General features: G+C 67.1%; 9 protein-coding genes. 1 reads left to right on the forward strand and 8 read right to left on the reverse strand.

The genetic code is table 11. The features are described 5' to 3' along the window. Nucleotides 1-6: 6 nt before the first annotated feature. The 5 genes from metH to EII35_RS02000 are packed head-to-tail and all read right to left on the reverse strand — an operon-like array spanning nt 7 to nt 9574. Nucleotides 7-3480, reverse strand: a complete 3474-nt coding sequence (metH, locus tag EII35_RS01980; RefSeq protein WP_125226781.1) for a methionine synthase — start codon at nt 3478-3480, stop codon at nt 7-9. An 11-nt stretch (nt 3481-3491) separates the two neighbouring features. Beyond that, on the reverse strand, nt 3492-4322 hold the full coding sequence (gene nudC, locus EII35_RS01985) for an NAD(+) diphosphatase (protein WP_125226782.1): 831 nt from the start codon (nt 4320-4322) through the stop codon (nt 3492-3494). Between the two features lie 9 nt (nt 4323-4331). Next, nucleotides 4332-5228, reverse strand: coding sequence for a class C sortase (locus EII35_RS01990; protein ID WP_125226783.1), 897 nt, complete (start codon nt 5226-5228; stop codon nt 4332-4334). A gap of 6 nt (nt 5229-5234) precedes the next feature. Beyond that, nucleotides 5235-6647: a SpaH/EbpB family LPXTG-anchored major pilin gene (locus EII35_RS01995; protein WP_185744113.1), complete on the reverse strand. Its 1413-nt coding sequence runs from the start codon at nt 6645-6647 to the stop codon at nt 5235-5237. Further along, nucleotides 6644-9574: a CshA/CshB family fibrillar adhesin-related protein gene (locus EII35_RS02000; protein WP_260464979.1), complete on the reverse strand. Its 2931-nt coding sequence runs from the start codon at nt 9572-9574 to the stop codon at nt 6644-6646. Before EII35_RS02000 ends, EII35_RS01995 begins: the two co-directional genes overlap by 4 nt. A gap of 115 nt (nt 9575-9689) precedes the next feature. Here EII35_RS02000 and EII35_RS02005 point away from each other — a divergent pair, with 115 nt between their 5' ends. Beyond that, a complete protein-coding gene (locus tag EII35_RS02005) occupies nt 9690-10532 on the forward strand; it encodes a PAC2 family protein (protein ID WP_125226786.1) in 843 nt (280 codons plus the stop codon). Nucleotides 10533-10682: 150 nt separating this feature from the next. Here EII35_RS02005 and rpe read toward each other — a convergent pair whose 3' ends face one another. Genes rpe through fmt form a run of 3 tightly spaced genes read right to left on the reverse strand, consistent with a single transcriptional unit; the run spans nt 10683 to nt 13574 of the window. Further along, on the reverse strand, nt 10683-11333 hold the full coding sequence (gene rpe, locus EII35_RS02010) for a ribulose-phosphate 3-epimerase (RefSeq protein ID WP_125226787.1): 651 nt from the start codon (nt 11331-11333) through the stop codon (nt 10683-10685). A 13-nt stretch (nt 11334-11346) separates the two neighbouring features. Continuing rightward, a complete protein-coding gene (locus EII35_RS02015) occupies nt 11347-12663 on the reverse strand; it encodes an RsmB/NOP family class I SAM-dependent RNA methyltransferase (RefSeq protein WP_260464980.1) in 1317 nt (438 codons plus the stop codon). Then, nucleotides 12660-13574: a methionyl-tRNA formyltransferase gene (gene fmt / locus EII35_RS02020; protein WP_125226789.1), complete on the reverse strand. Its 915-nt coding sequence runs from the start codon at nt 13572-13574 to the stop codon at nt 12660-12662. The genes EII35_RS02015 and fmt overlap by 4 nt, the downstream gene beginning before the upstream one ends. Nucleotide 13575: the final 1 nt, after the last annotated feature.

Raw genomic sequence — 13575 nt, forward strand, 5'->3', positions numbered from 1 at the left:
CGGTTCTCAGTTCGCATTGAAGTACTTGGCCTGCGGATGGTGCACGACGAGGGCGTCGGTCGACTGTTCCGGATGGAGCTGGAGCTCCTCCGACAGTTCCACCCCGATCCTCGCGGGGTCGAGGAGCTCGACGAGGAGCCGTCGATCCTCCATGTTCGGGCATGCGGGATACCCGAAGGAGTAGCGGGAGCCGCGGTAGGCCTGGTCCCGGATCGCAGCCTCGACGCCCCCCTCCTGATCGGCGAAGCCGAGCTCGGTGCGGATCCGATGGTGCCAGTACTCGGCCAGGGCCTCCGTGAGTTGCACCGAGAGGCCGTGCAGCTCCAGGTACTCGCGGTAGTGGTTCCCCTCGAACAGGCGCTGGGCCCCGCGCGCCACCTCCGAGCCCATCGTCACCAACTGCATGGCGAAGGTGTCGGGCCCGTGCTCGGCGGCCTCCTCGGCGTTTCGGAAGAAGTCCGCGAGGCAGAGGCGCGAGTCGCGACGCTGACGGGGGAACTCGAAACGTGCCACCTCCCGCTCGGGATCGTCGGCCGAACCAAGGATGAGGGTGTTGCCCTCGGAGTGGGCGGGAAGGTAGCCGTAGACGACGGAGAAGTTCGCCAGCTGCTCGGTGGAGATCCGGTCCAGCCACATCCGCAGCCGGGGTTCCCCCTCCGTCGCGACGAGTTCATCGTAGCTGGGACCGTCCTTGCCCGGTTTGAGTCCCCACTGCCCCAGGAAGGTCGCGCGGCGGTCCAGCCATCTCGCGACCTCCAGCACCGGCACTCCCTTGACGACGCGGGTGCCCCAGAACGGCGGGGTGGGGACGTCGATGCCCCGGGCGACGTCCTCGGAGACGCGGGTGTCGATCTCGGTCGCTTCCTCGAGGTGGACCTTCGCGTAACGGCGTTTGCGTGGTTCGGGCAGCGCTGCGCCCGGTACGCCCTGCTTGACCGCCATGACGGCGTCCATGAGTGCCAGGCCCTCGAAGGCGTCGCGGGCGTAGCGGACCTCACCGTCGAACATGTCGTTGAGGTCATGTTCGACGAAGGCGCGGGTCAGGGCTGCCCCTCCCAGGAGGACGGGGTACTTCTCGGCGAGACCGAGTCGGTTCATCTCCGCCAGGTTGTCCTTCATCACCAGTGTTGACTTCACCAGGAGCCCGGACATGCCGATGGCGTCAGCCCCGTGTTCCTCCGCCGCATCGATGATGGCCTGGATCGGCTGCTTGATGCCGATGTTGATGACGGTGTAGCCGTTGTTGGACACGATGATGTCGACGAGGTTCTTGCCGATGTCGTGGACGTCGCCACGCACCGTCGCCAGCACGAGGGTTCCCTTGCCGGAACCGCCGTCCACCTTGTCCATGTGTGGTTCGAGATGCGCGACGGCGGTCTTCATGACCTCCGCGGACTGCAGCACGAACGGCAACTGCATGGCGCCCGATCCGAACAGTTCGCCGACGACCTTCATCCCGGCGAGCAGATCCTCGTTGATGATGTCGAGGGCGGGCTTCTCGACGAGCGCCGCGTCCAGGTCCGCCGCCAGGCCCTTGGCCTCGCCGTCGATGATGCGGCGCCGCAGCCGCTCCGTCAGCGGTAGCGCGGCGAGCTCCGCGGCCCGCGACGCCCTGACGGACGAGGCGGTGACGCCCTCGAAGAGTTCCAGGAAACGGGTCAGCGGATCGTAGCCGTCCGCCCTGCGGTCCCAGACGAGGTCCAGGGCCACCTGGCGCTGCTCCTCGGGGATGCGTTCCATCGGCAGGATCTTCGCGGAGTGGACGATGGCCGAATCCAGACCTGCTGCGATGCACTCGTGGAGGAACACCGAGTTCAGCACCATGCGGGCGGCCGGATTCAGCCCGAAGGAGACGTTGGAGACCCCCAGCGTGGTGCGGACCCGCGGGTAGCGGCGCTTCAGCTCCCGGATGGCCTCGATGGTCTCGATCCCGTCCCGGCGGGTCTCCTCCTGTCCGGTGGCGATGGGGAATGTGAGGCAGTCGACGAGGATGTCGCCGACGTCCATGCCCCAGACCCCGGTGAGCTCGTCGATGAGTCGGGAGGCGACACGCACTTTCCACTCGGCGGTGCGGGCCTGGCCCTCCTCGTCGATGGTCAGCGCCACGACGGCTGCGCCGTGTTCGGCCACCAGCGGCATGATCCGCCCGAAGCGTGATTCGGGCCCATCCCCGTCCTCGTAGTTGACCGAGTTGATGACGCAGCGTCCGGGCAGCTTCTCCAGGCCGGCGCGCAGCACCTCGGGCTCGGTTGAGTCGATGACCACGGGCAGGGTCACGGCCGTGGCGAGACGTCCCGCCAACTCCGTCATGTCGGCCACACCGTCGCGGCCCACGTAGTCGACGCACAGGTCCATCACGTGCGCCCCGTCCCTCGCCTGGTTCCTGGCGATCTCCACGCACTCGTCCCAGTTCCCGGCCAGCATCGCCTCACGGAACGCCTTGGATCCGTTCGCGTTGGTGCGTTCCCCGATGTTGAGGAAGGCCAGGTCCTGATGGAAGGGAACCTCGACGTACAGCGACGATGCAGAACGCTCACCCTCGGCCCGGCGCGCGGGCACCTCACGGCCACTGCACCGCTCGGCGAGCAGTCGGATGTGCTCCGGGGTGGTGCCGCAACACCCTCCGACGATGCTCAGCCCGTACTCGGCGACGAAGGTCTCGACGGCCTCGGCCATGGGCAGCGGCTGCAGCGGGTAGACGGCCCCCGAGGGCGTCAGCTCCGGCAGCCCAGCGTTCGGCATGGCGCCGATCCCACAGGAGGCGTGCCGGGACAGGTGCCGCAGGTGTTCACTCATCTCCGCCGGACCGGTCGCGCAGTTCAGGCCGATGACGTCGACGCCCAGCGCCTCCAGGCTCGCCCGTGCGGCGCCGATCTCGGATCCGAGCAGCATGGCACCGGTGGTCTCGACGGTCACGTTGACGAGGATCGGCAGGTCGACACAGGCCGCGGCCCGTGCCCGTTTCGCCGCGATCACGGCGGCCTTGGCCTGCAGGAGGTCCTGGCAGGTCTCGATCTGGACGGCGTCGATGCCACCGCGGATCATGGCGGCGACCTGCCGTTCGTACGCGTCGCGCAATTGGGCGAACCCAACGTGTCCGAGGGTCGGCAGCTTCGTACCCGGCCCCATCGACCCGAGCACGAAACGTGGCTTGTCGGTGAACTCATCCGCGACTCCCCGGGCGATCCGGGCCCCCGCCTCCGCGAGTTCCTCGAGCCGGTGGACGATGTCGTACTCCCCCAGGGCGGCCAGGTTGGTCCCGAAGGTGTTGGTCTCCACGCAGTCGGAGCCGGCCTCGAGATAGGCACGGTGCACGGCCGCGACGACGTCCGGACGCGTGACGTTGAGGACCTCGTTGCAGCCCTCGAGTCCTTGGAAGTCCCGTTCGAGGTCGAGGTCGTCGTGGCTCTGCAGCATGGTGCCCATGGCACCGTCCGCCACGAGGACACGAGAGTTCAGCAGGTCACGCAGTGTGGTCACGGGCGGTCATCCTACCCGGCTGAGCCCAGCCAGCCCTGAATCAGCTGGTGGGCCAACGACATGGGGCCGGGAAGACTGAGCTCCCCTCGTTCCAGCGCACGCCGGACCTCCTCCCGGGTGTGGAAGGCCCCCCAGTCGAGTTCCCGACGATCAAGGGCGAGGTCATGCGCGTCCGCGACGGCGGTGAAGCCGAGCATGAGGGAGCGCGGGAACGGCCAGGGCTGGGATGCGACATAGGTCACGGCGCTGACGTGGAGCCCTGTCTCCTCGAGCAGTTCCCGGTGCACGGCCTGTTCAGCCGACTCCCCCGCCTCCACGAAGCCGGCCTGCACCGAGACCCGGGCCTCAGGCCAGCTCGGCGCGTGGGTGAGCAGCAGCCGGTCGTCTTCATCGGTCACCGCAACGATGACCGCCGGGTCGGTACGGGGAAAGACCTGCGTGCCGCAGAAATGACACCGCCGGCTGGCGCCGAGTCGCTCCGGTACGGTGGCCTGGCCGCACCGGGGGCAGCTGGGGTGTTCCTCATGCCACTGGACGAGTGCCAGCCCGGCGAAGAGGAGCTGACACAGCTCTGGTGCGACATCGCGATGCCGCGGATCAACGCCACGATCAGCATCGGTGAGGACCCACCAGTGATCCTCACCCACCCGGCCGAGAAGGATCGCCCCGACTGCCAGGTCCTCGTCGGCGAGTTCGGTGACGTGTGGCTGCTCCCCCGCCATCGCGACCTTCCCCGTGGGGGTCAGATGCAGGCATCGGTTCCGGCCGCCCGCGGGTGACGGGTGGGTGGCACGTAACGGATCGAGGCGGTCGAGCAGGGACGGGTTCTGCCAGTGCGTCACCTCTGCACCCTACTCAGCAGGCCGGGCGTCGCGGTAGCCCGCACGCCAGACGAACCCGATGGTGGCGAGCACGGTACCGATGGACAGGAGGGCCCACCAAGGGAATCGGGGCAGCTCGGAGCTCTTCAACGCGGCGGCCCTGTCCTCCTCCGGGGTCGGGAGGATGCGTTCCCCCGTCACCAGGATTCGATGGGAGTTGATGCCGAGTGGGGTGCACGTCACCAGCGTCACGAGGTCACGACCCTCCTGGGCACGCAGCGCCTGGGAATCCTCGGGTGCGACCACCTGGGTCTGCTGCACCTCGTACACCAGCACCTCGCCGAAGGTCTCGAGGGTGAACCTGTCACCGACCTCGACCCGATCCAGGTCGGTGAACATGCTGGCCTCCGCCAGGCCCCGGTGGGCGGTGATGACGGCATGGCTGGAGGCCCCACCCACCGGAAGGGACGTCCCTCGGAGATGGCCGGCACCTCGCAGCAGGGTGAGATCCGCGGTGCCGTGATACACCGGCAGATCGACGTCGACATCAGGAATCCTGATCCGTGACATGATCTCGGCCGGTCCGTTGAGCAGGGACCAGTACTCGCTGCCGGTCTCATCCCCGGCTCCCGTCGGCACGTGGGTGTTGGCCTCGACGAGTGCGCCGAACTGCAGCTGTTCGTTGTATCGGCGTGCTGCACCCAACGCTTCGTCGGGAGACGGGACCTCACCTCGGTTCGCCGCTGACTCGGCCAGGAGTTGCTGGTTGTACGACTCGATGAGCCGTGACTGGGAGTACTGGTGCAGCCAGGATGCCGCGGGGGTGTAACTGAGGAGACCGGTCCCGATGAGCACACAGGCGGCAGCCGCCCACGTGACGAGGCTGGGACGCCAACCTCGCCCACCTCCCCCGGAACCGGTCCCCATCGTGGATCAACGCTTGCGTCGTGACGACAGGCGGCCGACAACGACGACGGCGAGGGCAACGACGAACATGCCGACCCCTCCGGCGATGAGTGCGACCTGGCCGACCCCACCGGTCATCGGCAGCTGCGGGATGTTCTGCTTGGTGTTCGGCACGGGCTTGTAGTTCGTGTTGCCTCCCTCGGTGGTGATGCCACCGCCGACGACCGTCTCCCCGGGCACGATGGTGATCTCCTTCGGCGCCGCATCGAGGGTGTAGCCGGAGGGAGCCGCGGTCTCGACGAGGTGGTAGACGCCGGGGCGCAGCGCCGGAACGGTCGCGGCTCCGGTCGCATCCGTGGTCAGGGTGGTCACGACGGTGGCGCAGTGCGCCTCGAGGCAAAGGTTGAACTGGGCACCCTTGAGGGCCTTGTTGTTCGAGGGGTCGAACTTGTGGAGCTTGAGCTGGCCCCATGTGGTCTGGGCCGTCCTCTCCACGGAGACGTTGCCGTTGACCTCGAAGGTGGCGGTGTTGGTGAAGACACCTCGGGTGGCCCGGGCGACGTCATCGACGTTGGTGGTGATGGTCGTGACGACCTTCGCGCCCGGGTTGGCGTTGAGTTTGGCGAGACCGGGAGGGTTGAAGGTGCAGACCACAGCGGTGGTGCAGGTGACATCGCTGCCGAGCTCGAGTTGTTCGCCGGTGGACAGCTGGACGCTCGTGCTCACGTGGGCCAGGCCCGCCGGAAGGTTGTCGGTGACGACGTAGCGGTCCACCTGCGTGTTCTGTCCCTTCAGGGGGATGTCCGTTGTCACCTTCCAGACGACGTTCTGCCCGAGGTAGCCGATCGTGGCGGGGTCGTCGGTGACGGTCTTCTCGATTCCCGCGACGGAGTTCTTCGGGTAGACGTGGACGTCGTAGTTCCACTCGTTGTTGGTGACGTAGGGCAAGGTCACCAGGAAGGGGCGGCTGCCCAGGACGACGCCGGTGTTCGGAGCGCCGGTGTTCGACTCGACCACCAGGTACAGGCCGATCTCGAGTCCTTCGAACGTGGCCAGACCGCCCCGCTCGGTGATCTTGGTCTGCCTGAGCTCGGTGCCGTATCCAGGGATGATCGTGCCGGATTCAGGGGCCTGGATGCCGGCCACCTGATCCCACCCCTGAGAGGTCGTGAGATCCAGACCCGTGACCTTGTAGAGCTCGAAGGTCACCCCGTCGATGGGGGTGCAATCGGTCTGCTGTTCAGCACCGGTGGCAGGCGCCCCCGGTGCCTGTGGCTGGACGCACTTGTGGAGGGTGAGCCGCATGCCCCCCACCGGCGGTTTGATGTTACCTGGGCCGGGCTCATCGGCCCGAGCTGGGGCGGCCCAGCTGAGCATCGCCATGGCGAGTGCTCCGGCTGCGGCGAGCAGGCGCACCCCCGTGATCCTGCGTGTCTTCATGGTTTTCCCTTCACTGTGTGAGATGACCGACGAGGGAAGCCCCTCCATCGGGAAGTCAGGAGCGCAGCGGCGATCCCGAGGAAGATCCCGCCGCCGATGAGATAGGTGTCGGCCGCGGTACCACCGGTGAGCGGCAGCACCGGGACCGGGGCCTTCATGTTGCTGAACGCGGCGTCGATCGTGTGGTTCAGGTGGGCGGCGTCGATGTCCACACTCTCCTCACGGGTACTGACCAAGTAGCCGAGTGGCGCCCGTGTCTCCCGCAGGTTCCAGGTGCCCCAGGCCAGGCCATCGACCCTGAATCCTCCTGCCGAGGGATCCTTGTCACTGCCCGCACAAGCCGACGCGTCATCCGCGACGCAGTCCTCGACCCCATGGGTCTGCCCACCGGGGCCCCGCAGTTCGAAGTGAGCTCCCGCGAGGGGCTCGCCCGTGTCAGCATCGATCTTCCGCCAGACGAGGCTTCCAGGGAGGCGCTCATTGGTGATCGGGCCGAGGTCGAGGGGGCCGACTGCAGCATCAGCGGTCAGCGTGACCTGTCGCGGCACCGTCAACGGTCGATACCCCTGTGGGGCCGTCGTCTCGACGAGCTCATGTCTGCCCCAAGCCACCGATCCCAGCTGGAAGTACCCCTCACGGTGATCGAGATCGTGGTTGAGGCAGGAGGACGGTGATGGGCCGACGCAGTCCTCGATGTCGAGAACCTGCTGGTCCCGCCCCCCGGTCAACCGCCATCTGGACCCACCAAGAACCACCCCGGTCACCGGATCTGTCTTGCTCCACGTGACCCCGGCAGGGCTGTCGACGTTGGTGTAGGTGACCACTCCTGTGTTCTCATCCCACTGCGTTGCGGACAACCGGTAGCCCACGCCCTTGCCCGGTACCGCCTGCTCGGAGAACGTGAAGCCACCTGTGGCGGGGATGATGAACGTGTTGCGGGCCCCCACCGCCGTGGCCCCCGGCACCGTGCGAGTGGTGTCATTGGTCTCGCCACCGAAATCACCCGTTGCCGTGAGATTCCAGGAATCCGCCGAGTCGGGTTCATCGTCATACTGGCTCTGGACGTTCTTCACCAGGCTCATCAATCGATGATCCTCCCGGGCGCACGGGACCTCGGCGTCCTCGTCCCACCCCGACGCACTGCGCGGCATGCAGTCCACCCCGGCCTGTGGGTCACCGGTACCGCCGTGTTGTCCCCAGGCGATGTTTCCCAGGCGGCGATCCCCATCGTGGCGCAACCTCATCTGGTAGGTGATGACCACCGCCCCGCGGGCCGGCAAGGTGCCGTGCCACGAGATGATCCGCGTCGCCGGATCGTATTGAGCCGGGTCAGTTGCCCTCCCGCCATCCACTGTCGTGGTGAGCGACCCGGCAAGGAAATCAGCGTCGTCGATGACACCGCTGAGATCATCGAAGACATGCGCCTTGTAGCTGTCCACGAACGGGTCAAAGGAGATGTTGGTCCCTTCGACTCGATACGTGACGACATCGCCGCTGAATTTCTGCCCCTCCAAGGCATCGGAGGATTTGCCGACCCGTAGTTCCGCGAGCATGAGTGCATAGGGGTGATCCTCGACCTCCCCCGTCGCCGTGAAACCGACGGGACTGGTCAATTCCTGCGCCGTGGCCGCTGCTCTCAATCGCAGATGGCTCGTCGCAGGTCCACCCGGCCTGCTGTTGCCCTCATAGGCGCTCACCGCATCCTCGGGAACCGTCCATCTCAGGTCGATCTTTCCACCCGAGCAGGAGGCGATGTCGGAGGCCTCCCCCGCGTCGAAGGTCCCGTTCGAATTCCAGTCGATCCAGCCCCGCACGAATCCCGTTCCCGCACACAGGACGTTCTCCACCACCGGCAACCCCGGGGTGACCGGCCTCGGGTTGTGCTGCTCGAACCCGTCGTCTCCACCATCAGGATTCTGCGATGGCGCCAGATCAGGGGTGATCGAACTGCCCAACATGATCGGTGGTGCCGCCATCTCAGCCATCGACGTCGTGAAGGCATTGGTGGATCCTCTGGTCAACGCCGGACCCGACCAGGTGGGCTGGTACAGGGCCGCTGCGGTGCCATAGCTGGCAGGGGCGTCACCGAAATCGAGGTTCTGCACGACACCGATGGCGACAGCACTGGTCCCCTCGCCCTGCACCGAGATGACGGCCGAGGTCACCCCGTTCTGCGGGGGGATCTTCATGAAGCCTACTGCCATGGGGCCTGAGGCACAGGCGGAGTTGCTCGGCTCCAACCGCAGCCGCTCCACGCCGCGCGCGGCCTCCAGCACGGCGATCGTGTGCTGGGTGCAGTTGCTGTCACGGTGTCTGTCGATGATGTACCAATCCGTCGCCGGCGCGGCCTCGGCCTGGACGGAACCCACCCGGGCCCCCGCGCGGTTGCTGGACTCCGCATCAGCGAAAACAAGTCCATCGAGAGGAACCGCCATTCCGCCTGAGGGCAGACCCGGCCCCTCGATACGTGAGGCACAGGAGATCTTGAATCTCACCAGAGCGCCCGGGGTGGTGTTGCTCAATCCGGACGACATGCGGTTGGCGCGTCCCGCACCTCCGATGTTGTAAAGATCATCAAGGCCATCCTGGCGGTATGAACCTGGCCGGTAGACGCGCATTTCTCGCCTGGCGCCCCCGTACCCGGTTCCTGAATCGGGCTGCGAGATCGTGCAGGTGTTGTGCACCTGGAACGCGCCAATGATTCTGGTCTCGGTTCTCGTCTCCCCCGAGGGCGAAATCGTTCGCCCGGGTGGAGCCGCCCCGGGCGTGTCGTCCATCCACTCGATCCAGTTGATGGAATTGAGGAATCGACCCACACCACCGGTTGCGGTTCTGGCCTCGGAGGGCACGGGGAACAATGCGCCGAGAGTGATGATTGCGACAGCAATCAGAACCACCCAACGCCGTGAAAGCAGCGTCCCGCTCATTCCCCCCCTTTCCCCAAGGTGCAGCCCAGAAGGCTATAACCTCATTGACACGCCCCGCAACCTGCCGAAAGTGAATCAAGTGGCCACTGGTCGTTCACCTCCGTAGACTGAAGGAATGCAGCACGAGCGGGAGCAGGGCAAGCGGCAGGCAGCGGTGATCGTGGCCTTCAGTGGGTGGAACGACGCTGGGAACGCCGCCAGCGACACGCTGCTGTACCTCATGGCCCAGCACGAGTCGACTGAGATCGACAGCCTGGATGACGAACGATACTTTGACTTCCAGGTCACTCGCCCGATCCTCCGCAGGTCGGCGGATGGTCCTTGGATCCAGTGGCCGCACATCTCCCTGCAACGGATCAGCCTCGAGACCCGAGACCTCATCCTCGTCGTCGGACCGGAACCCAATCAGCTGTGGCGTTCGTTCGCGCAGGAACTCGTGGCTCGTATCGCGCGACTCGAGCCGGATGTCGTGATCCTCCTCGGGGCCATGCTCAGCGACACTCCCCACTCGCGGCCCTTCCCCGTGGCCATGTACACGTGGAACGACGAACTGAAGACCTCCCTCGCCGTGGAGGAACTCACCTACGAGGGCCCGACCGGGATCACCGGGGTGGTGAGCCAGATGCTCATCGCTGAAGGTCTCCCCAGCGCCTCCATGTGGGTGTCGATTCCTCACTACGTCTCGAACCCCCCGAACCCCAAGGGTCAACACGCCCTCCTGCATCGGCTCGAGGACGCTCTCAGGGTGGATCTCGGGAGCAAGGGACTCCAGTCCGCCACCACCGAGTGGGTCAACGCGGTGGATGCCCTCAGCTCAGAGGACCCTGAGGTTGCCGAGTACATCGAACAACTCGAGGAGGCCAAGGACGCCACCGACGTCGAGGGGGCCACTGGCGACTCCATCGCTGCGGAGTTCGAGAAATACCTCAGGCAGCAGGACGACCCTGAGCGCCCTTAGAGGGTGCGCGGATAGGCGCATCTACTGCGGGCGCCCCGGAAGCCCCCTGGCCGCGGACCTCCTCGACCGCACGATCCAGTGCGCTCCTCCTCCGCATCACCGGGGAGCCACCGTGACGATCCTCGCCACGATCCCCATCCGCGCACCCTCCTAGTAAACGCAGGCGAGAGCGGCCTCGCGCAGGTCACGCACCATGGCATCGGGGTCCGCTGAGCTGTAGACCGCGGATCCGGCCACGAAGGTGTCCGCCCCCGCCTCAGCGCATCGCCCGATCGTCTCCAACGACACCCCGCCGTCGACCTGCAACCAGATCGGACGATCCCCGAGCAGTTCTCGGGTGCGTCGGATCTTGGGCAGCACCAGGTCCAGGAAACGTTGCCCGCCGAATCCCGGTTCCACCGTCATCAGGAGCACCATGTCGACCTCGTCCAGCATGTCGGCGCAGCTGTCGATGGGTGTGGCCGGTTTCAGCGCGATCGAGGCACGGGAACCGAGCGCCCGTAGTTCTCTCGCCAACCGAATCGGGGCCTGAGCGGCCTCCACATGGAAGGTCACTGATTCCGCCCCGATCTCGGCATAGGCCGGGGCCCAACGGTCCGGCTGCTCGATCATGAGGTGGATGTCAAGCATGTGCGGGGTGCTTCGACGAATCGCCTCGACCACCGGCAGTCCCAGCGACAGATTCGGCACGAAGTGATTGTCCATGACATCGACGTGCACCGCGTCGGCGCTGGGGATGCGGGCGATCTCCTGGCCGATGTTGGCGAAGTCAGCGTTGAGGATGCTCGGCGTGATGCGCATGCCCAGAGCCTACTCACCTCCGGCGCAGTAGGGCCAGAAACATCCCGTCCGTTCCATGGCGGTGCGGCCAGAACTGGACGAAGCGGCCCTCGGCGATCTCCGGGACCTCGGGCAGGAGTGCCGGGGCGTCGAGGACCTCCACGGGATGCCGTTCCGTCGCGGCCTCGACGATCTCCCGAGTCTCGGCGCGGTGCGGGGAACAGGTGACGTACGCCACCACCCCACCCTCGGCGCACAATGACACCGCTGCGTCGAGCAGTTCCGACTGCAGCGGAAGCAGTTCGTCGAGATCCTCGGGTCGGCGACGCCACCGTGACTCGGGACGACGCCGCAGTGCGCCCAGCCCACTGCACGGCGCATCCACCATGATCCGTGCGAACGGACCGAGCGGGGCCAGGCCCTCCGGTCGACGCCCATCGGTGCAGGTCACGGTGATGGAGCCATCGGGCAGTCCGGCCACCGCCTGCTCCACCAGCGCGGCACGATGCGGGGCGACCTCGTTGGCGACGAGGCTCGTCCCCTCCGCAGCGGCGAGTCCGGCGAGCAGCGCGGCCTTCCCGCCCGGCCCGGCGCAGAGGTCGAGCCAAGGGCCCTTCGGTGCGGTGACCCGGGTCAGCGCGAGGGCAACGAGTTGCGACCCCTCATCCTGGACCCCGGCCCGCCCCTCTCTCACGGCGGGGATTCCCGCCGGAACCCCGTCGAGGGTGGCGCCGAAGGGCGACCACCGCGTTGCTTCGGCCGGTGCCAGTTCCTCGACGGTGGCCAGGCCGGGCCTGACCACCAGGGTGGGCCGCGGGGCGAGGTTGTTCGCCTCGAGTGCCTCGGGCAGTTCCTGATCCGGGAGAAGATCCCCATAGGCCTCGGCGATCCACCGGGGATGGTGGTGCCGGATCGCGAGCGAACCCATCGCGTCCTCGTCGCTGGCGATCAGGGTGGTCCACTCCTCGAGTGTCCGGTCGCAGATCCGGCGTCCCACCGCGTTCACCAGACCGGTCACCCGTGGCCCGACTGTGCTGCGGGCCAGGTCCACGGTCGTGGCGACCGCGGCCCGGCTGGGGACCGACATGGACAGGGCCTGGTGGGACAGCAGGCGGAGCAGATCGAGCACGGCCGGTTGAAAGGTCTTGATCCGCCGCCCGGAAGCGGCTTCGATGACGCGATCGTAGGTCCCCAGCAGTCTGCACGTCCCAGCGACGAGCTCAGTGACGAAGCTCGCGTCGCGCGCGTCGAGGCCCGCAGTCGCCAGTCGTTTCGCAAGGGCAAGGTTGGCGTAGGCCCCGTCGCCCGTCACCTCGCGGAGCACGTCGAAGGCCACCCGGCGGGCAGTCACGACAACACCCCGGAGATGCCCTGCCGGGCCCAGTCGACCGCAGACATACGTCGTTTTCCTGCGGGCTGCACCTCCAGCAGCTCGAGGATTCCCTCACCGCAGCCGACCAGGACGCGCCGCTTCAACGGATGCAACTCGCCCGGAGCGAGAGTCATCCCCTCAGCTGCCACAGTGGCACGGAGAATCTTGATCCGCTGTCCCTCATGCTCCGCCCAGGCACCGGGCTCCGGGGAACACCCCAGGACGTGGTTGCGCACCTCGGTGGCGGTACGCGCGAAGTCGATCCTCGCCTCAGCCGGGGTGAGCTTCGGCGCAAGGGTGACGCCCTCCTCCGCCTGAGCCCGCGGGGTGACCCCGGCCTCGATGGCGTCAAGGGTCCGAAGCAGCTGGGCTGCCCCTGAGACCGCGAGCTCGTCGAGCAGTTCCCCCGCTGTCCTCTCGGGAAGGGGGCGTTGTTCCGTCTCGAAGACCGGACCGGCGTCCAAGGCCTTCACGATGCGGAAACACGAGGTGCCGATGAACTCGTCCCCCGCCATGATGGCGCGCTGGACCGGCGCCGCTCCCCGCCACCTGGGCAACAGGGAGAAGTGCAGATTGATCCACCCGTGCGGGGGGATGTCGAGAGCGGCCTGCGGGAGCAGCGCTCCGTAGGCGACGACGGGGCAGGCATCCGGGGCGAGGGTTCGCAGGCGTTCCAGCATCGTCTCCTCAGCGGGGCGCTCGGGCTTGAGGACCTCGACCCCCAGTTCCGCTGCTCGTACGGCCACCGGTGACGGGGTGAGTCGACGGCCGCGACCCGCGGGGGCGTCGGGCCGGGTGATGACCGCGACGAGCTCGTGACGTGATGAGGCGGCCACGGCCTCCAATGAGGGCACGGCGACCTGGGGGGTACCGGCGAAGACGAGTCTCATG

Source organism: Arachnia propionica (assembly GCF_003932785.1).
Lineage (GTDB): Bacteria > Actinomycetota > Actinomycetes > Propionibacteriales > Propionibacteriaceae > Arachnia > Arachnia propionica_B.